General features: G+C 67.3%; 17 protein-coding genes, 1 tRNA gene and 2 riboswitches. Of the genes, 6 read left to right on the plus strand and 12 right to left on the minus strand.

Annotated elements, in window-relative coordinates:
* Positions 1-52 precede the first annotated feature (52 nt).
* From DC347_RS17545 to DC347_RS17555, 3 genes are all read left to right on the plus strand, one after another.
* Positions 53-125, plus strand: a tRNA-Arg gene (locus DC347_RS17545).
* Position 126: 1 nt separating this feature from the next.
* The gene (locus tag DC347_RS17550) at positions 127-612 is read left to right on the plus strand and encodes a DUF6314 family protein (RefSeq protein ID WP_206073958.1); all 486 of its coding nucleotides are present in this window, start codon (positions 127-129) and stop codon (positions 610-612) included.
* A complete protein-coding gene (locus DC347_RS17555) occupies positions 609-1,031 on the plus strand; it encodes an NUDIX domain-containing protein (protein WP_109863853.1) in 423 nt (140 codons plus the stop codon). The genes DC347_RS17550 and DC347_RS17555 overlap by 4 nt, the downstream gene beginning before the upstream one ends.
* On the opposite strand, the gene DC347_RS17560 is transcribed toward DC347_RS17555, so the two are convergent.
* Positions 1,028-2,941, minus strand: a complete 1,914-nt coding sequence (locus DC347_RS17560; RefSeq protein WP_018762163.1) for an ABC transporter ATP-binding protein — start codon at positions 2,939-2,941, stop codon at positions 1,028-1,030. The genes DC347_RS17555 and DC347_RS17560 overlap by 4 nt on opposite strands.
* A gap of 2 nt (positions 2,942-2,943) precedes the next feature.
* Entirely contained in the window at positions 2,944-4,605 is a 1,662-nt protein-coding gene (locus DC347_RS17565) for an ABC-F family ATP-binding cassette domain-containing protein (protein WP_018762162.1), read from the minus strand.
* A 252-nt stretch (positions 4,606-4,857) separates the two neighbouring features.
* Here DC347_RS17565 and DC347_RS17570 point away from each other — a divergent pair, with 252 nt between their 5' ends.
* Both DC347_RS17570 and DC347_RS17575 read left to right on the plus strand, forming a co-directional pair.
* Positions 4,858-5,589 carry a hypothetical protein gene (locus DC347_RS17570; protein ID WP_109863854.1) on the plus strand — a complete coding sequence of 244 codons (732 nt, stop codon included), beginning with the start codon at positions 4,858-4,860 and terminating at the stop codon, positions 5,587-5,589.
* Positions 5,586-6,320, plus strand: a complete 735-nt coding sequence (locus DC347_RS17575; RefSeq protein WP_109863855.1) for a hypothetical protein — start codon at positions 5,586-5,588, stop codon at positions 6,318-6,320. The genes DC347_RS17570 and DC347_RS17575 overlap by 4 nt, the downstream gene beginning before the upstream one ends.
* Before the next feature lie 210 nt (positions 6,321-6,530).
* Here the strand turns inward: DC347_RS17575 and DC347_RS17580 are convergent, their stop codons facing one another.
* From DC347_RS17580 to DC347_RS17620, 9 genes are all read right to left on the minus strand, one after another.
* Positions 6,531-9,563 (minus strand): glycoside hydrolase family 38 C-terminal domain-containing protein, encoded by a 3,033-nt coding sequence (locus DC347_RS17580; RefSeq protein ID WP_109863856.1) that lies wholly within the window; start codon positions 9,561-9,563, stop codon positions 6,531-6,533.
* 98 nt (positions 9,564-9,661) lie between these two features.
* Entirely contained in the window at positions 9,662-10,546 is an 885-nt protein-coding gene (gene fdhD / locus DC347_RS17585) for a formate dehydrogenase accessory sulfurtransferase FdhD (RefSeq protein ID WP_026264696.1), read from the minus strand.
* A 50-nt stretch (positions 10,547-10,596) separates the two neighbouring features.
* Positions 10,597-12,048 (minus strand): molybdopterin molybdotransferase MoeA, encoded by a 1,452-nt coding sequence (locus tag DC347_RS17590; protein ID WP_109863857.1) that lies wholly within the window; start codon positions 12,046-12,048, stop codon positions 10,597-10,599.
* Positions 12,045-13,049 carry an NTP transferase domain-containing protein gene (locus DC347_RS17595; protein WP_240617839.1) on the minus strand — a complete coding sequence of 335 codons (1,005 nt, stop codon included), beginning with the start codon at positions 13,047-13,049 and terminating at the stop codon, positions 12,045-12,047. Before DC347_RS17595 ends, DC347_RS17590 begins: the two co-directional genes overlap by 4 nt.
* Before the next feature lie 42 nt (positions 13,050-13,091).
* Positions 13,092-13,592: an HNH endonuclease gene (locus tag DC347_RS17600; protein ID WP_018762155.1), complete on the minus strand. Its 501-nt coding sequence runs from the start codon at positions 13,590-13,592 to the stop codon at positions 13,092-13,094.
* Between the two features lie 267 nt (positions 13,593-13,859).
* On the minus strand, positions 13,860-14,627 hold the full coding sequence (locus DC347_RS17605; protein WP_109863859.1) for an NlpC/P60 family protein: 768 nt from the start codon (positions 14,625-14,627) through the stop codon (positions 13,860-13,862).
* 162 nt (positions 14,628-14,789) lie between these two features.
* Positions 14,790-15,467, minus strand: coding sequence for a C40 family peptidase (locus tag DC347_RS17610; protein ID WP_109863860.1), 678 nt, complete (start codon positions 15,465-15,467; stop codon positions 14,790-14,792).
* A 70-nt stretch (positions 15,468-15,537) separates the two neighbouring features.
* Positions 15,538-15,711: riboswitch (cyclic di-AMP (ydaO/yuaA leader) on the minus strand.
* Between the two features lie 136 nt (positions 15,712-15,847).
* Entirely contained in the window at positions 15,848-16,669 is an 822-nt protein-coding gene (locus DC347_RS17615; RefSeq protein WP_109863882.1) for a M23 family metallopeptidase, read from the minus strand.
* A gap of 10 nt (positions 16,670-16,679) precedes the next feature.
* Positions 16,680-16,922, minus strand: a riboswitch (cyclic di-AMP (ydaO/yuaA leader).
* A gap of 108 nt (positions 16,923-17,030) precedes the next feature.
* Positions 17,031-17,732, minus strand: coding sequence for a metal-dependent transcriptional regulator (locus tag DC347_RS17620; RefSeq protein WP_018762151.1), 702 nt, complete (start codon positions 17,730-17,732; stop codon positions 17,031-17,033).
* A gap of 272 nt (positions 17,733-18,004) precedes the next feature.
* On the opposite strand from DC347_RS17620, the gene serC reads away from it, so the two are divergent.
* Entirely contained in the window at positions 18,005-19,135 is a 1,131-nt protein-coding gene (serC, locus tag DC347_RS17625; RefSeq protein WP_109863861.1) for a phosphoserine transaminase, read from the plus strand.
* A 75-nt stretch (positions 19,136-19,210) separates the two neighbouring features.
* Here the strand turns inward: serC and DC347_RS17630 are convergent, their stop codons facing one another.
* Positions 19,211-19,714, minus strand: coding sequence for a DUF3027 domain-containing protein (locus tag DC347_RS17630; protein WP_109863862.1), 504 nt, complete (start codon positions 19,712-19,714; stop codon positions 19,211-19,213).
* Between the last annotated feature and the right edge of the window lie 3 nt (positions 19,715-19,717).

Below are 19,717 nucleotides of genomic sequence, written 5' to 3' on the forward strand. Positions count from 1 at the left end.
TATGCTTGTAACCGTGTTCGGACCAGCCGGCCCCGCCGGTTGCCGAATGCCCGCCCTCGTAGCTCAGTGGATAGAGCACGGCTCTCCTAAAGCCGGTGTCGTTGGTTCGATTCCAATCGAGGGCACTTGAACTCCAGTTCCCCGCAGTCCGTCCTTCGCGCCTACCTCCTGGGCAGCCCGGCGGACGGTCCCGCCGCACCGGAGCGGCCGGGCCGCTGGCGGGTGGAGCGTGACCTGCTGGACAGGTCGGACGGCACCCGCGGAACCTTTACCGGCGTCGTGCTCTACACCCCAACGGACGACGACGGCCTGGCCCTTCGCGAGGAAGGCACCATGCGCTGGCCTGCTTTCACCGGCCCCGCCTCGCGGGAGTACGTGCTGAAGGCGTCCCCGCGGCCGGACGCCCTGGACGTGTTCTTCCCGGATGGCCGCCCGTTCCACCGGATGAGCTTTACCCCTGACGCCAGCCAGGACGCGCACTGGTGCGACCCCGATACCTACCGCGTGACCTACACCTGCCTTGGCCCTGGTTCCTTCACCTACCGCTGGGACGTGACGGGCCCCCGCAAGGACCTGCTGCTGGTCTCACGCCTGGTCCGGGAGGAGCCGTGAAGGATCGCATTGTGGTCTCGGCCGTCTGTGTGTTCGATGACGCCGGGCGGCTCCTGACCGTCCGGAAACGCGGCACGGCCATGTTCATGCACCCCGGCGGCAAACCGGAGCCGGGTGAAACCGCCGTTCAAGCCGCAGCCCGCGAGCTGGCCGAGGAGGTGGGGATCGTGGTCCCGCCGCAGGAGCTGGAACTAATGGGGGTCTGGGTGGCCGATGCCGCCAACGAGGCCGCCACCGACATCGAGGCAACCGTTTTCCTCGCCCCGGGTACCTGGCAGGCCAACCCGGCCGCGGAGATCGCCGAGATCCGTTGGCTGGACTACGCCGGGAGGGACGGCGCATGCCTCCCGGCGGACCTCGCACCGTTGCTCACGGACCACATCCTGCCCGTGCTGGCCGCGCGGCCGCTCCGCCGCTAGAACTCAGGGACGGCTTCCTCCGCGACGGCGGTGGCTTCGGCGAACTGGGTCCGGTAGAGCTCCGAGTAGCGGCCGCCCGCGGCCAGGAGCTCGGTATGGGTTCCGCGTTCGACAATCCGGCCGTCTTCCACCACCAGGATGGCGTCGGCGGCACGCACGGTGGAGAGCCGGTGGGCGATCACGACGGCGGTCCGACCCTCGAGCGCGGCGCCCAGGGCCGCCTGGACAGCGGCTTCGTTCGTCGAGTCCAGTGCTGCGGTGGCCTCGTCCAGGATGACCACCCGCGGCTGGGCGATCAGCAGGCGCGCGATGGTCAACCGCTGGCGTTCACCACCTGAGAGCCGGTAGCCCCGCTCCCCCACCACGGTGTCCAGTCCGTCCGGCAGGGACCGGATCATGCCTTCGAGCCGCGCCTGCCGGAGCACGTCCCACATGTCCTTCTCGGTGGCGTCCGGCCGGGCCAGGCGCAGGTTGGAGGCGATGGACTCGTGGAACAGGTGCCCGTCCTGGGTCACCATGCCCAAGGTGTCGCGCAGGGAATCGAAGGTGGTGTCCCGCACGTCCAGGCCAGACCCCGGCCTGGTACCGCCCAGCCGCACCGCGCCCGAATCGACGTCGTACAGCCGTGACAGCAGCTGGGCGATCGTGGACTTGCCCGCCCCGGAGGAGCCCACCAGTGCCACCGTCTGGCCAGGCTCCACCCGGAAGCTGATGCCGTGCAGCACTTCCTCGCCGCCGCGGGTGTCCAGCGTTGAGACTTCTTCGAGCGATGCAAGGGAGACCTTGTCCGCCGACGGGTATGCGAAGCGGACGTTGTCGAATTCGACCGACACAGGACCGGCAGGCACGGGCACGGCGTCCGGTTTCTGCTGGATGAGCGGCTTCAGGTCAAGGATTTCAAACACGCGTTCAAAGCTCACCAGCGCACTCATGACCTCCACGCGGGCGTTGGACAGCGCGGTAAGCGGGGCGTAGAGCCTGGTCAGGAGCAGCGCCAGGACCACCACGTCACCGGGCGCCAGTTGTCCGCCAAGGGCAAGCCAGCCGCCCAGGCCGTACACCAGGGCCAGCGCCAGTGCGGACACCAGGGTCAGGGCCGTGACGAACGTGAACTGCAGCATGGCCATCCGGACGCCGATGTCGCGTACGCGGCCGGCCCGGGCGGCAAACTCCCGGGACTCTTCGTCCGGGCGGCCGAACAGCTTGACCAAGGTGGCACCCGGTGCGGAGAACCGCTCCGTCATCTGAGTGCCCATGGCGGCGTTGTGAGCTGCGGCTTCGCGGCGCAGGTCTGCCAGTTTGGAGCCCATGCGCCGGGCCGGGATCAGGAAGATCGGCAGCAGCACCATGGCGAGGACGGTCACCAGCCAGGACCGGTTGAGCATTACGGCCAGCGTCAGGATCAGCGCCACCGAGTTGCTCACGACGCCGGAGAGGGTTCCGGCGAAAGCGGACTGTGCCCCGATGACGTCATTGTTGAGGCGGCTGACCAGGGCTCCCGTCCGGGTGCGGGTGAAGAAGGCAATGGGCATCCGCTGCACGTGGTCGAAGACCCGGGTGCGCAGGTCAACGATGACGCCTTCGCCGATGGTCGAGGACAGCCAGCGGGTCAACAGGCCCACTCCGGCCTCCGCGACGGCGACGATGGCAATCAGGACCGCCAGCCAGATCACCGTGCCGGCGGCGGCCTTGGCGATGATGGCGTCAACCACCTGGCCGGCGAGTACCGGGGTTGCGACGGCAAGGATCGCCGCGACGATGGAGGACAGCACAAAGGCGATGAGCTTGCCCTTGTGCGGGGCGGCGAAGGCCAGCACCCGTTTCAGGGTTTCCTTGGAGAACGGCTGCGAGCCGCTCTTGGCGGTGCTGATGTTATAGAGCGAGCTCCAGGCCACGCGGTCCATGCTCATGGTTATTTCTCCTGGCTTGCAGTGTGGTGGAGCTCCTGGACCTTGCCGTCTTCCAGGTGCCACCGTGAGTCGAGCCGAACATTTTCGAGCAGCCTGCGGTCGTGGGTGACCAGCAACAGGGCGCCGTCGTAGCTTTCCAGGGCCTCTTCCAGTTGCTCAATGGCGGGCAGGTCCAGGTGGTTGGTGGGTTCGTCCAGGACCAGCAGGTTCACCCCGCGGGCCTGGAGCAGCGCCAAAGCTGCCCGGGTCCGTTCTCCGGGCGACAGGGAATCCACGCTCCGGGACGTGTGGTCCGCCTTGAGGCCGAACTTGGCCAGGAGGGTGCGGACGTCGGCGCTGTTCCAATCGGCCAGGACGGCCTCCACGGCGTCGCCCAGGGGCCGGGCACCGTCAAGCAGCCCGCGGGCCTGGTCGATTTCGCCGACGGCGACGGAGGCACCCATGGAGGCTTCGCCGTCGTCCGGTTCCTGGGTGCCCAGCAGCAGCCGCAACAAGGTCGACTTCCCGGCGCCGTTGGGCCCGGTAATCCCGATGCGTTCCCCGCCGTTGAGCTGGAGGTTCACCGGGCCCAGCGTGAAGTCCCCCTGGCGGGCCACCACCCCGCGCAACGTGGCGACGACGGCGCTGGAGCGGGGTGCCTGGCCGATGCTGAACTGGAGCTGCCACTCCTTGCGGGGCTCCTCCACCACGTCCAGCCGGGCAATGCGGGACTCCATTTGCCGGACCTTTTGGGCCTGCTTCTCCGAGGACTCCGTGCTGGCGGCCCGGCGGATCTTGTCGTTGTCCGGGCTCTTCTTCATGGCGTTCCGGACGCCTTGGGAGCTCCACTCGCGCTGGGTCCGTGCACGGGACACCAGGTCTGCCTTGGTGGCGGCAAAGTCCTCGTACTTCTCGCGGGCGTGCCGTCGGGCCACCGCGCGTTCCTCGAGGAAGGCGTCGTAGCCGCCGTCGTAAACGGCCACGCTGTTCTGGGCAAGGTCCAGCTCGACCACGCGCGTCACACAGCGGGCCAGGAACTCACGGTCGTGGCTGACCAGCACCACGCCGCCGCGAAGCCCCTGGACGAAGTTTTCCAGGGTGGCCAAACCGGCGAGGTCCAGATCGTTCGTCGGCTCATCGAGCAGCACCACGTCGAACCGGCTCAGCAGCAGCGCGGCAAGGGCGACCCGGGCGGCCTGGCCGCCCGACAGTCCGGTCATCAGCGCATCCGGGCCGGCGTCCAGCCCGAGGTCGGCGAGCGCAGCCGGAATGCGGTCATCGAGGTCCGCAGCGCCGGAGGCCATCCAGCGGTCGAACGCCCGTGAGTAGGCATCGTCGGCCCCGGGTTCGCCGGAACCCAGGCCCTCCGCGGTGGTTTCCATCTGCAGGGTCGCTTCCGCGCAGCCGGTCCGGCGGGCAATGTAGCCGGCCACGGTCTCACCGGAGAGGCGTTCGTGCTCCTGCGGCAGCCAGCCAACGAAGGCGTCGGCGGGGGCCAGGCTGATCGAACCGTCCTGCGGCTGGTCCACGCCGGCGAGGAGGCGCAACAGGGTGGACTTCCCGGCGCCGTTTGCTCCCACCACCCCGACGACGTCGCCCGGGGCGACCGTCAGCGAAAGCCCGGAGAAGAGCACACGGTGGCCGTGGCCGCCGGAAACATCCTTGGCAACGAGGGTTGCAGTCATTGATTCGTCCTTTCGCCACTGCCCGGGCAGCCAATATGCGGCCGGCGCAGCAGCGGTTACGGGGCCGCGGCGCCGCTGGGGCTGCAGGACATAGAAGAACCCGCTGGTCCGGACTTGGGGGGTGTACGGACCAACGGGCTCGACCATCAACTATAGACGAATGTGGGGCGCGGGCAAAATCCGCGGCACGGGTCCGGGCCGGCCGGCACGGTAAAGTTATCCACACCACCAACGTTCTGCAGAGGGCTTTCCATGACCATTCCCGCCAAGGCGTTTCAACGCTGGCTGCAAAGCATCGCCCCCGATGCCAGCACTGCGGACGTCTGCCGGGTTTCCGGGATCAAGCGCACCACCCTCGCCCAGCAGCTGGTCCGGGGAAAGGTGGCCGTCCACACCGTGGTCAGCATCAGCCGCGCCTATCACGCGAATCCGGTCGCTTCGCTGGCCGTCTTCGACGATTACCGCGTCCTGGCCGGCCCACCCCACCCGCCGACGAAGTGTGAGCTGGTAAGCCAGATTTCCACGCCCGATCTCCTGCGGGCCCTCCTGTCCCGGTCCGCCATGGACCCTGCCCCGGGAGGTGCCGCACCCGCCCTGGGCCCGGCCCCGCACGCCACTTCGGTGAAGAACTGGGTTGATGCGATCGACGACGGCGAGGTCCGGCAGCGAGTGTCGGCCAGCACCGGGGTGGCTCCGCAAAACTATTCAGCCCAGCTGACGGCCAACCGGCTCTCCCCCGAACTCGCCATGGCCACCGCCGTGGCGGCGGGGGTGGGCCCCGTGGGCGGCCTGGTGGCGACGGGACTTGTCACCGAGGAGGAAGCCGGCTGGCCCGCGGGGGCCCGGCAGGCCGCACTGGACAGCCTCTCCGACGGTGAACTCACCGTGCTCGCGGGAGACCGGCTGCAGGCCCTGGGCAAAGTGCTGCGCCGGCATGAACATGACCAGGCGCAAACGGAAAAAATATGGGAGAACCTGGGATGATCGAGACTCTCCAGTGGAGCACGCTGGCCATTTGCGGCCTCGTCGCCGCAGCACGCATTCCCAGTGCCCTCCGCGGCGAAAACCGTTCCCTGTTCGGCATCTTCGCTCTGATGACGCTTGCCATCCTCTTGAGCATCCAAGGCCCTTACCTCGTCATCGACCAGGCGATGGGCGGAATCAACCTGGCCAACCTGCTGCTGCGCTTCGTCGTCTTCGGCGCCATCTTCTTCCTGGGCATCCGCGTCTCCAGGGGCTTCGGGGCGGACGGCGCCTACCGGCTGATCACGGGAAAGACCGGGCTCATGGTCCTGCTCACCATCTCCGCCGTAATGGTTGCCCTGTTCCTGCTGATGGACACGTCGGGCTCCTCCGCCGGCTTGATGGCCATTTCCGCCAAGGGCGGACGCAACTCCACCCTCGTCGAGTATTACGGCGCCGCCGGCCGGGCGTACCCCGCGTTCGTTGCACTCGCCCTGGTTCCGCCGATGGTGCGCGCAGTGCGGGAACGCCTGCCCCTCCTGGTGCGGATTGCCGCCGGATTGCTGGCACTGGGCGGGGCAGCCGTTGCGCTGACCCTGCTCTTTCCCTTGATCCCGCCGTCGATGAGCGCGGCGGAATTCATCATCAATTACTCGGCAGTCCTCTGCTACGTCGTCGGCCTGGCCCTGATCTGGACAGCCCGGATCGTCAACCGGCATTCGGGGTCCCGAAAGACATCTACCGAAATGTGACCTTTTCCGCTTTCACAAAATCATTAGCGTGTGACACAATCATGAATGTGTGAAGGCGGGCGGACCAGGCGCTTTTGAACGGGGATAAATTCTGAATCGCCGGGACGTCCAAGATGCCTTCGCACACATTGGGGGGATGAGTGGTGGCGGATCGTTGGGGACCGCCCCCACTCAGCCTGTTTAAGGGCTCTGTACCCGGCCGTGCAGGTGCTATTGCCGGGTGAAGCGCAGGGTGACCAGCTGGAACGGCCGCAGGCTGAGTACGGCCCCGCTTCCGTCCGGATCAACTCCCGGCGCGTCACCTGCCCGCTCCAGCAGGTCCGTGGCCACCACTCCACTAACCGGGAAATTGGCGGTGATACGCCCGGCTGAGCGCTGGCCCAGGGACTCATAGAGCCGCACCACCACATCGCCGGAGCCGTCCTGCGCACACTTGACCGCTTCGACCACCAACGCAGGATTGCTGACCGTGAACAAAGGCTCCACCGGCGCCGCACCGCGAACCAGCCGGGGCGCCAGGTTGGTCCGGTATCCCTCCTCGATGGCGTCCGCAATGCCGGCGCCCGGGCGGATGGACACGGTCAATTCGTGGCGGCCGCGGTCGGCGTCGGGGTCGGGGAACTTGGGTGCCCGCAACAGGGACAAACGCACCGTCGTGGTGGTTCCCCCGTCGGTGTCCCTGACGCTCCTGCCCACATCATGGCCGTACGTGGAAGAGTTCGAAACTGCCACCCCATAGCCGGGCTCGCCCACGTGGATCCACCGGTGGGCGCAGATTTCGAACTTGGCGGCCTCCCAGGAAGTGTTGGTGTGGGTGGGCCGGAAGACATGGCCGAACTGGGTTTCCGCTGCGGACCGATCGGCCCTCACATCCAGGGCGAAGCCCAGCTTGAGCAGCTTCTCCCGCTCCTGCCAGTCGACGGTGGTGGTGATTTCCAGTGAAGGGCTGCCGGGCGCCAGGGTGATGCGCTGCGTGAGCGGCGACGTGCCTGCCAGCCGGTCCACCACGACGACGGCGGCCGCCCCGTCGGTGGACAGCCGGACCGATTCCGCGTGCCGCAACGGTGTGACGTTCCGGCGGTAGAACTCGTCGATGTCCCAGGCATCCCATTCGTTGGGCGTGTCCCGGTGCAGCTCCAGCAGGTTGCCGCGCTGGCCGGGGGCGATGGCCTCCCGGCCGGTGGCATGGTCGCGGAGGGAGACCAGCAGCCCGTCGGCGTCCACCACTGCGCGGATGATGCCGTTGTCCAGGATGCAGCAGTCGCCGTCCCGGGTGGCCTGTACGGCGTCCGTCGCGGCCACGGGCGTGGCCGCGGCGAGCGCCGGAACACCCTGCCGCGCGTGCGGAGCCGCATTGAGCAGGAACTCCTGTTCGCCCGCACCCAGCATGGCTGATGCCGCCTGGCCAATGATTGCTTCGAGGGCGGTGTCGATGGCCCGGTAGTTCCGCTCGGCATCCTGGTGCACCCAGGCAATGGAGCTGCCCGGCAGGATGTCGTGGAACTGCTGCAGGAGCACCAAGTGCCAAAGCCGCCGGAGTTCAGCTGCGGGGTACTCGTAGTCGCCGCCGGTACGGACCGAAGCCGTGGCGCACCACAGCTCCGCCTCGCGCAGCAGGTGCTCACTGCGCCGGTTGCCTTTCTTGGTGCGCGCCTGGCTGGTGTAGGTGCCGCGGTGCAGTTCCAGGTACATCTCGCCCACCCAGACGGGCAGCCCCTGGTAGTCCTCCTCGGCCTGCCGGAAGAAGCTCTCCGCCGACCCGATCCGCACCGTGGGCGACCCTTCAAGGTCCCGGGTGCGGGCCGCGGCAGCCAGCATCTCCCGCGTGGGGCCGCCGCCGCCGTCGCCGTAGCCAAACGGCACCAGGGACACGGTGCCGCGTCCGTGGTCCCGGTAGTTGCGTTCTGCGTGGGCCAGGTCGCGGCCGCTGAGGTCCGAGTTATAGGTGTCCACCGGCGGGAAATGAGTGAAGAGCCGGGTGCCGTCGATCCCCTCCCAGTTGAAGGTGTGGTGGGGCATCCTGTTGGTCTGGTTCCAGGAGATCTTCTGCGTGAGGAACCAGCGGCTGCCGGCCGCTTTGACGATCTGGGGAAGCGCCGCGCTGTACCCGAACGAGTCCGGCAGCCAGGCTTCCCTGCACTCGATGCCGAACTCGGAAAGGAAGAAGCCCTTGCCCTCCACGAACTGCCGGGCCATCGCCTCACCGCCGGGCATGTTGGTATCCGATTCCACCCACATGCCGCCGACCGGGACGAACTGGCCGGCGCGCACCTTCTCGCGGATCCGCCCGAACAATTCCGGGTAGTACTCCTTGATCCAGGCCAGCTGCTGCGCCGAGGAACAGGAGAAGACAAAGTCCGGGTTTTCGTCCATCAGGGCCACGACGTTGGAGAACGTCCTGGCGCACTTGCGGATGGTTTCGCGGACGGGCCAGAGCCACGCCGAGTCAATGTGCGCGTGCCCGGTGGCCACCAAATGGTGGGCGGAGGCATACGCCGGCCGGCGCATGACCTCGGCGAGGGCCTCACGCCCTGCCGCCGCAGTCCCGGCGACGTTGTCCGGGTCCATCACGTCCATCATGCGTTCCAGCGCCCTGAGGATCTCGTGGCGGCGCGGCAGCTCCAAAGGCAGCTGTTCCATCAGGCCGGACAGGGTCCAGATGTCCTGCTGGAGTTCCCACACGCACTGGTTCAGCTCGGCGATGGCGATGGTCCCGAGCCGGTACTGCGGCGCTCTTCCGGCCGTTGCCTTGTCGCCCAGCGGAGTGGCCGCGAAGGTCCAGCCCTGCGCCATGTCCGGGTTCGCGGCGGCCTCCACGTAGAAGTCCACGGCCATGCCGCTGCCCAGGAGCTTCAGCGGGATGTACTGGTTGCGGGGCGAGATCGCCTTGATGATGGACCCGTCTGGACGCCAGGCAATCCCCTCGCACTGGAATCCGGGCGCCTCCGTGGTGAACCCGAGGTCAACCACCACCTCCACGGTGGTGTCCGGGCCGCCGCCCCACGATTCCGGCACCTCGCCCTGAAGCCGCAGCCAGGTGGTGCCCCACGGCCTGCCCCAGGGCGCGCCGTGTTCCTGCGGCTGGAACTGCTGCCGCATCGCTTCCAGCGCGGGGACCGGCTCGCCGGGAACTTCCCAGCTGCTCAGGGCAAGCGGAACCGTCCTGCTGTAGACGGCCGGGGTGATGCGCTCGCGCACAAACCTTGCCAGGCGGACTTCCGTGATCCTGCGGTCGTCATGCAATATGGGTCCTCTTTAAGCTTGGAACTGGATCATGGTATCCATTCGATGGACAAATCTACCCGTTGGCTTCACGGCATCCAACCCCTCGAGCCGGGAGTTCACCCCTGAGCCTGCGGGACGGCGGCTTCCGGTCGCAGGATCCGGGTTTCACCGGAGTAGACGTTGAAGCTCGAGCCCCGGCTGAAGCCCGCCACGGTCAGCCCATTGGCCTCTGCGAGCTCCACGGCAAGGCTCGACGGTGCGCTGACGGCGGCCAGGACAGGTATCCCGGCGAGGGATGCCTTCTGCACCAGTTCGAAGGACGCCCGTCCGGACACCTGCAGGACGGTGCCGGTCAGCGGCAGGAGGCCTTCGCGCAACGCCCACCCCACCACCTTGTCCACGGCGTTGTGCCGCCCCACGTCCTCGCGCAGGCACAGGAGGCGCGGCTCGCCGTCGTCCCCAATCCTGAAGAGGCCCGCGGCATGCACTCCGCCGGTATCGTCAAAGAGGCGCTGGGATTTCCGCAGCAGCCCGGGCAGCGACGCCAGGACCTCCGCATCGACTCTCAGCGGATCCGACTGCGGGCTGAAGTGCGAGGACTTTTGGACCGCATCGATGGAGTCGGTTCCGCAGATGCCGCAGGAGCTTGAGGTGTAGACCTTACGCCCGGTATCCGGAACCTCGACGTCGGGCCGCAGCTGGGCCTCCACCACGTTGAACGTCTGGACGCCGTCCTCGTCCTCGCCGGCACAGAATCGCAGCGATACCAGTTGCTCCGGAGCCCAGATGACGCCCTCGGACACCAGGAATCCGGCCACGAGGTCAAAGTCGTCCCCGGGAGTCCGCATGGTCACCGAGTAGGAAAGCCTGCCGAGCCGGATTTCCAGCGGCTCCTCCACCGCGAGGACGTCTTCGCGGTGGCGGACCGGGTACTCCAGGGCGCCCGGCGATCCATCCAGTACGAATTTGTGCACCTTTCGGCGCTGGGTTACGCGTCCCATGTTCCAGCCTGCCTCGTCATGACTCCATCATGGCACTTTCGGCGCCCGGCTCAGTCCAGCAGCGCGCTCCAGTCCACGGGGCCGCTGGGTGCGGGCTTGCCCTTGGGCTGCCCGGTCCGTCCGGCGGTTCGGGGCTTGGCCTTGGCCGCCGCGTCCGCGGGCGGCGGGAGGGGCGGCCCCCAGGGCAGTGCGAAGGCCGGCACCGGCTCCCCCAGTTGCACGCCGTGCGGCGGTACCACCAGGACGCCGTCGGCGGCAGCCAGTCCCCGCATCATTCCCGGTCCTGTGTGCTGGGCCGGCGACGCCATGCCGTACAGCAGCCGGAACGGCATCAGCCGGGTGCGCCCCGGGTCCGGTTCGATCATGGTGCCGCACGGCACCTCCTGGACGGCGGGCATGGCGGCGTGGCCCAGCGCTGCGAGGAGTGGTGCGCCCACAGTGGACAATGCCATCATGGCCGCGAGCGGGTTGCCCGGGAGGCCCAGGACAAAGCGGCCGTCCGGAAGTTCGGCAAGGACGGCGGGGTGCCCCGGACGCATGGCCACGCCGTCGATGACCAGCCGGCCGCCAAGTTCAGCCACGGCCCGGCGGAAGTGGTCGGTCCCGGAGCGCCCGGTTCCTCCGGTGGTAATGACGACGTCGGCCGGCAGGTCCGGCGCGTCCGGCACCTCCGGCACAACGTCTTCGAGCGCCGCAAGCCATTCCTCGTAGGAGTCGCCGATTCGCTGCTGGCCGCCCGGTATGCCACCCAGCATCGCTACGACGTCCTGCAGCTGGGGCCCAAAGGTATCCCGCACCTTGCCCGGATCGGGGGTTCCTGAGTCCACCACCTCGGAGCCTGTCAGGACGAGGCGCACCACGGGCTTTCCCTGAACCTGGAGTTCATCGTGTCCGGCCAGTGCGGCCAGTGCCAGGTGTGCGGGGTTGAGGTCCACGCCGGCTTTGACCAGGACGTCCCCTTCCAGGGCCTCTTCGCCCGCTTTCCTGATGTGCTCACCGGCGCGAGGTTCCCCCGGGCGCGCCTTTCCTCCGGCCATCAGCAGCGGGAGTCCCTCGTCGTCCGTGGCCAGGACCGCATTCTCGGTCCTCAGGACCGCTTTGCCTCCGGCCGGGATCAGGCCTCCCGTAACGATGATGCTTGCTTGGTGCGGGGCAAGGCGGTTCCCGGGGTCCACCGGAATCCAGGGGCCGCTGCCGTTGACCGCCCAGCCGTCCATGGCTGAGGACGCATAGTGCGGCATGTCCTGGAGTGCCAGAATGTCCTGGTCGAGCCTGCGGCCGAGGGCCATGCGCAGCGGCACCGGCCCTGCCGGGATCGGGGTGGCCGCATCGAACGCAGCCTGCCGGGCTTCTTCCCAGGTGTGCGCCAGGTGGTGCCCGCTGGTTTCAGCCTCCGGTTCCGTGGTTTCCGGTCCAGGTGTTTCGTGCCCGGCGGTCCCCTGTGGTGCTTCGGGCTCGTCGGCAGGTGGGACCTCCGGCCAGTCGCGGGGTTCTGCCGTCATTCGCCGGGGGTCCCGGCGGCAGCTTCATTCTCGTAGTCGGCAGCCAGGGACCGAGCCACGGCCATCGCCGCTTCCATGGACGCCGTGTCCATTTCCCTGCCCGGTGCGGCAGCCAGCCCCGCGGCGAATCCTGCGATGAACGTGGTGAGTGGAGCAGCCGGCCGGACCACGGCGTGGGCTGCGACGCCGGCAAGGGACAGCACTGCGTTCACGTCCACCTGGACGTCCTCCAGCTTGTATGCCTGGAGCAGGGCCCTGCACCATTCCTCCAGCGTCTCGTCCTGGCTTTTCACGACTTGCCTCCCACGTTGGCTCCGCACGTTTTGGTCAAAGTCTTCACGCTGGCTCCCGGCGGCGATCCCCAGCGTGGCAGCATCACCCCACGTATCCACGTCGGCAGTGGACCCGGCCGGGACTGTGACAAGCTGCACGTCCAGATTAGCAAGGAGCGACCTCACGGAGCCGTTGACCAGGGCGTCCCGGCGGGACAACTCACCGCACGATCTTTTTAACTCATCAGTGTTATATATGGCTGCCAGCGGCTGTTCCCTGCCGTCGGCAGAGCGGGCCACGGCGCCCCGGCCATCGCCCGCAGCTGCCACCGCGTCCCGGAGCATCGCCACCGCCCGGGCTGCCAGCGGCATGTCGCAGGCGAGAACCAGAGTGAAGGGCGCCCCTCCCCCAGAGGTGGCAAGGGCATCTAGGCCGGCTGAGATCCCGGCGGCAGGACCGGCAAACTTCGGCTCCTCCCGGCAGGACAGGACGCCTGGCGGCAGGGCCTGGGCGGGCCCGGCCTCATCGGCAGCCCCGCGGGACGGAGGGCCGCCGGCGGAAACGTCGCCCACAACAACCGTACGGCGGGCACCGGCAGCGGCGTCAAGGGTCCATGCCAGGAGGGTTCTTCCCCGGAGGACCAACGATTGCTTGGGTACTCCACCCAGCCGTGATGACCGGCCGCCCGCCAGGATCAGGGCGTCAAAGATCAACGGGTCCGTTTGCACCCACCCAGCCTAGCGAACAGCAACCGGCCTGGAAGCCGCTTGTCAGGCGGCGCGCTCGGGAAGCAGGAATGGATCCCAGGCGGGGGTTGGCTTCTCCAGTTCCTTGATCTGCCAGATGGTTCCGTGCGGCGGCTCCGGCACGAAGCGCAGGGTCCATCCCATCTCGCCGGGGGTATGGTCACCCTTGACGTTGTTGCACCGCAGGCAGGCAGCCACGAGATTCTCCCAGGAATCGGCTCCGCCCCGCGATTTTGGGTGGACATGGTCGATTGTGTGCGCTGCCTTTCCGCAATATGCACACTTGTGCCCGTCACGTCGAAGCACACCACGGCGGCTGACGGCCGTTGAGTGGTTGTACCGCGGGCGGATGTAGCGGTTGAGGAGGATCACGGACGGGCGGCCCAGGACGTCAGTGGGGCCCACCACGGGATCATCCCCCTCGGCCACCACGCTCGCCTTGCCTGTGAGCACAAGCACCAGCGCCCGGCGGAAGGTGATAACCGCCAGCGGTTCATATCCAGCATTCAGAACGAGAGTGCGCATGCACGTACCTCTTCACGGCCGCACCCGTCAGGGGCACGAGGGCCGGCTGCCCTCGGCATGTCCGGGCTATGGATCGACATCACAAGAGTAAACAGAGAATTGCAATATCAGGTAATCGGATACGCGGAGGCCGGATCCCCACCCCGGTGGCGGGAGCCGGGATGCACGCAGAATGGCGGGAGTTAAACGGGAAAAGACCCCCGCCTCAAGGGCAGGGGTCCTTCCGGGCACATCTTATGCGGCGCCGCGTGCGGCGGGCGGCAGTGGTTACCGAACGTGGATGAAGACCGGTCCGGAGCCAACGTTGGCGCTGAACACAACGGTGTCGTTGCCGTTGAAGCCGCCGTGGACGGCCATCCCGTTTCCGGCGTAGACGGCGATGTGGGCCATTCCTCCGCCACCGTCGGCGTAGTAGATGAGGTCGCCGGGCTGGGCCTGGGATGCGGACACCCTGTCACCCAATGACAGGTAACCGGCGGGCCAGTCGTGGAAGTGGATGCCGACGGCAGCCAGTGCGTTGGTCACCAGCATGGTGCAGTCCTGGTGTACGCCAAGCTGGGCGTAGGCAGCGGACAGGATGGCAGCACCCTTTCCGCTGGCGGAAACCTGGGCGGCGGGGGCAGCCGTGGCATCGGCAGTTGCAACCTTGGCAGTCACCTTGGGAGCGGCAACGGCCTGGGCAACGGGAGCGGGAGCGGCTTCCTGCACCGCAACCTCGGGCTCGGGAGCCGGTGCCGGAGTGGTGGTAACGGCCGGCTTTTCGAAGCTGATGGCAATGGTGGAGGCCGCTGAGATCGGAGCGTCGACGGCGGATTCAACTTCCATGGCGGATGCCGGAGCCGAGTCGCGCTTGACGTTGGTGTCGGCTGCGTTGGCTGCGATGCCGCTGGTCAGGACCAGGCCGGAAGCTGCAGCGATTACTGCAGCCTGGCGGCCCATGCCGCCGGCGTTGTCGCTGACAGCCTTGGCAACGATCGCGATCGAGTTGGTTTTGGTGACCTCGGCGCGGTGCCGTGCGGTAGCACGAGTCGTCATCAGTTCTCTCTTTCGTTTTCCTCTGGACCGCGGTGGCCTGTCCGAGGGGGTTGGATGCGCCGGCATCTTGGGGGTACGCCGGCGCGTCCCGAACGGGGATGTTGGTTTCTAGCGAAAAAGCTTTGGGCAAAGAAATAGCCCTTGGAGCGTGGAGCCCAAGAACTACTTGTTCAGGTGGTAGTACGTGGAAGTACCGGTGGCTGCGGGAGAGTGGAGCATGGTTCCCTGCGACGGGTTGAGCGCGCTGATCATCATGCCGTTGCCGACGTAGATGCCGACGTGTGCGCCGCCGTTCTGGACCACGAGGTCGCCCGGCTGGGGGGTGGAGGTGGGGGTCATGATGCTCCACGCGTTCGTGCGGGGAATGCTGATTCCAGCCTGCGCGTAGACCCACTGAACGAAGCCGGAGCAGTCCCAGCCGTTGGGGGTGGTGCCGCCCCAGACGTAGGGGTGGCCGATGCCGGTGTAGGCGATCGCGGCGATACCCGAGGTGGCTGCGGACGAAACGGCTTCCACTGCCTGTCCGGCCTTGGACGCCTCCTGGCCGGCAGTGGTGGCGGTGCGGTCCGCGGACGCGGTGGACTGGGTGCGCACGGTTTCCACCTTCGGGGCGGCGGTGGTCTTGACCGCCGGACGCTCGAAGGAAACGGTGGCCGTGGGGGCCGCGGTGACAGCAAGGGCGGTCTGTGCGGAACCGGACTCCGTGGAGGCCGAGATGCCGGCAGTGGTGTCCGCGGCGTTGGCCGGCAGGCCCATGCTCAGGATGAGGCCTGAAGCCGCTGCCACAACGGCAGCCTGGCGGCCCACGGTCCCGGCATTGGCGCTTACGGCCTTGGACATGGCGTCCAAGGGGTTGGCGCGAACCGTTTGCGCACGGTGGCGCGCAGAATTATGGCGTGAAGACACGAAGGTAGCCTCTCCCAATCCCTGCGAGGTGAGCTGTCGGATTCGGATGGGAGTCACCCGGCCACTTCGCTTCCTGGGAAGCTCATGACTTAACCCCAAGGCCTTCCAGAACGCAGAAGGCCAAAATTGGTTCCCCCGCCCCTGCCAGACGATGAAATGCGAACGGACCTTGAGCGGTGGCAGAGTTAGGCAATCCACTCAAGAGCGTCAACTTCGGAAAAGTTGACGCGAGTTAGACGGTACAGCAGTTTTGCTTCAATGTCACATTCAGGTCACGGCGGGTCACGGCGATCTGGGAGTGCGCAATCAAACGGTTACAGCCAGCCCATCGGATCGACCACTTCGCCGTTGACCTGGACTTCGAAGTGCAGGTGGCAGCCGGTGGACGCCCCGGTGGTCCCGCTCAACGCCACGACTTCGCCGCGGGAGACCGTTTGGCCCACCTTGACGTTGAAGGACGAGAGGTGGTTGTACGTGGTCTCCAGGCCGTTGCCATGGTCGATCACCACCCGGTTTCCACCGCCGAACTGGTGCCAGCCGGCGAAGGTCACGGTTCCTGTTGCGGCTGCCAGGACGGACGTCCCGCACTGTGCCACGAAGTCCTGTCCGCGGTGGAAATCTCCGGTGCCGCCGGTGATTGGGCTGACCCGGTAGCCGAAGGGCGACGCGGTCACGAGGGATGCCAGCGGCGCGGCCAGGGTCCCGGCGGAAGCCGCACGCGTTACCGATCCGGCCGACTGGGCGCTCAGCAGTTGCTTCAGCTTCCCGTCGGGGTCCGCCTGCGTCACGACGGCTGAGCGGCTGAAGTCGATCTGGGCGCCTACATCCGCGGAAATCTGGGGCTGGGGGCTGACTGCGGAGGCGGCCTGGGGCGCGATTCCGGCCGCATCCGTCGCCATAACGGGGCTGGTGGCGGGCATGGTCACCGTGAGCACCAGGCCGGTGGCGGCGAGGGCGATGCCGGCCTTTTGGCCGATGCCGCTGGCCGCGGCAAAGTCGGTGATTTGCCGGAACGGACCCCGGCGGCGGCGTGCATCCCGTTGCGGGTCGCGGGGGCGCTCCGCGGCGGCTACTTCGACAACCCGGGGTGCCTCAGGGGGGCCCGCCGCGCGACGGCGGCCCCGGGAGGTCTGCATGGTCAAGAAGGGTTCCTCTCTGGAATAGCCTGCGGAGTTAGCTGTCGGATTCGGGTCAGAGAGATCAAAGACCCGGTCCGTCATGGGCAAACTTCTACACAGGGGTATTCCCGGAAGAATCCTTCACTGGAGAGGCTTGCTGCTGACGGACTTCACCCCAAGGCAGTCCCCCGCTGCCGGTTGTGGTTCCCCCGCCTCTGCCAGTAACGACTCGTACACCTGGCCCGCTGGCAGAGCTCGGCTCCGGATCAGGTAACGCTTAAGTATCAACGCTGGGTTCCACTATAGGGGCTTAAGACCCTAGGTAACAATTCCGTTATCTTTGCGTGGAATCCCCCGGGTGGGGTACGGAAACGCGGCGTCAGGCCTGGTTCACGGCGACGAAAACGTGAGCCGCCACCTCGGGAGGCAGCTCCAGCGCGCCCTCGATTCCCGCCACCCGTACCGAAATGTAGTCACCGACGCGTTCCAGGGAGACAGACGCGCCGGGCCGGATACCGCCCTCGTCGAGCTGGGTCAGCAGTTCCGGCTCCACCTGGATCGGTTCCGCCAGCCGGCTGATGGTCACTGCCGATTCAGGCCCGTAGGCCTTCATTGCCTCCACCAGGCTGATGGCGCCGTCGCCGAACCCGGGTCCGGGCTGTCCGCCCAGGGCGGCAAGGCCGGGGATGGGGTTTCCGTAGGGCGACTCCGTGGGGTGGTCCAGCATTTCGTAGATGCGCCGCTCCACCCGTTCGCTCATAACGTGTTCCCAGCGGCAGGCTTCGTCATGGACATAGGCCCAGTCCAATCCGATCACGTCGGCCAGCAGGCGCTCGGCCAGCCGGTGCTTCCGCATGACCTCAGTGGCACGCTTGCGGCCGGTGTCGGTCAGTTCCAGGTGCCTGTCACCGGAGACGACGACCAGGCCATCGCGCTCCATCCGGCCGATGGTCTGGGAAACGGTAGGCCCCGAGTGGCGCAGGCGTTCGGCGATACGGGCCCGGAGGGCAACGATGTTCTCTTCCTCAAGCTCCAGGATGGTCCTGAGGTACATCTCCGTAGTGTCGATCAGATCCGTCATCCAGCTCAGCTCCTCGAGCGCAGTACCTTGCGTTGTCCCACCGTATCGCCTCTTCCCGCGACGTAGTCCGGGGAAGAGTTTAGCCTATTTTGATTTAGTCCGAATAGGGCCTGCCGCCTGCGGCGTCTCATTGGCTGGACATTGGCGCCGCCCGCTCCCGCCACCCTGCGCGCTTCAGGCAGAATTGGGGAAGGTTTGCACTGCAGCCATGGCCGGCTCCCGGCCACCCACCACCCGGACCACAGCTTTCGTCCCCGCCGAATGGAGCACCTGTGAGCGACACCAGCATCACGATTCCCGCCAACCTCCTGCCCCAGGACGGGCGGTTCGGGGCCGGCCCCTCAAAGGTCCGGCCGGAACAGATCGATGCCCTGTCCGCTGCGTCGAAGACTATCCTCGGCACATCCCACCGGCAGGCTCCGGTCAAGAACCTGGTGGGCTCCGTACGCGAAGGACTCAGCCAGTTCTTCCGTGCTCCCGAGGGCTACGAGGTGGTCCTCGGCGTGGGCGGCTCGACCGCGTTCTGGGACATCGCGAGCTTCGGCCTCGTGTCCAAGAAGGCGCAGCACCTGTCCTTCGGGGAGTTTGGCTCCAAGTTTGCCTCCGCCACCAACAAGGCGCCGTTCCTGGAAGCGTCCTCGATCATTAAGTCTGAGCCGGGCACCCGTCCTGCAGCGCAGGCGGAGGCGGGCGTGGACGTCTACGCGTGGCCACAGAATGAGACCTCCACGGGCGTCGCCGCCCCGGTCAAGCGGGTGCCGGGCGCCGACAAGGACGCCCTGGTCCTGGTGGACGCAACCTCCGCTGCCGGCGGCCTGGACGTCGACATCGCCGAAAGCGACGTTTACTACTTCGCCCCGCAAAAGAATTTCGCTTCCGACGGTGGCCTTTGGCTCGGCCTCTTCTCCCCCGCCGCCCTGGAGCGCGCTGCCGCCATCAAGGCAAGCGGCCGCTGGATCCCGGACTTCCTGGACCTCCAGACCGCCATCGACAATTCACGGCTGAACCAGACGTACAACACCCCGTCGCTGTCCACCCTGGTAACCCTTGACGCCCAGGTCCAGTGGCTGAACGCCAACGGCGGCCTGGACTTCGCCTCTGCCCGCACCGCCGATTCCGCCGGCCGCATCTACAGTTGGGCTGACGCCTCGGAGTTCGCCACCCCGTTTGTGGCCAACCCGGAGGAGCGCTCCAACGTCATCGCCACCATCGACTTTGACGAGTCGGTGGACGCGGCAACGGTGGCGAAGGTCCTGCGCGCCAACGGCATCGTGGACACCGAGCCCTACCGGAAGCTGGGCCGCAACCAGCTGCGCATCGCCACCTTCGTCGCCATCGAGCCCGACGACGTCTCGGCACTGCTGTCCAGCATCGACTATGTGGTGGGCGAGCTCCGCAAGTAGTCCAGGCACACGCGAAAGGCGCCGCCCGGGATAACCCCCGGACGGCGCCTTTCGCGTGTGGCGGAAAATTCTTGCTTAGTCTTTTGGCTCCGCGTCGTCGTCGGCATCCTCTTCATCCCCGGGCGCCTGCTCCGTTGCGGACGGCTCTTCCTGGCGGGCTTGTTCGGGTTCCTGCTGCTGCTCGTCCTCGGGGCGCACGCGTTCGGCCCACGGCACCCACTCCGGGGCGAGGATCGATTCTTCGGACGGCAGCAGGCCCAGCTCATCGACGGTAACCACCTTGGAGCGGGAGTTGCGGGTCAGCACCGCGTACCACTGCCAGCCGCCGTAGCCGGCCAGCCGGGACTCGAACAAGTGCGTGACCAGCCGGTCGCCCTCGCTTTTGGCACCAAGGTGCGGCCCGATGGTGGCAGCGGGCGTGATGCCCTCAACCGCGGCCCGTGCAACATCGACGGCTGCTGCCAGGAACGCGTCAGGCTTGCCCGTCCGCCATACCGGAACCCCGGCCTTGCGCTTTGGCGCAGCCTTGGCAGCTTGCTCCTGTGGAGCCACGCCCGGTTGTTCAGCTTGGGGGTTCATCGG

The sequence above is a fragment of the Pseudarthrobacter sp. AG30 genome (genome assembly GCF_003116525.1).
Taxonomy (GTDB): Bacteria; Actinomycetota; Actinomycetes; order Actinomycetales; family Micrococcaceae; genus Arthrobacter.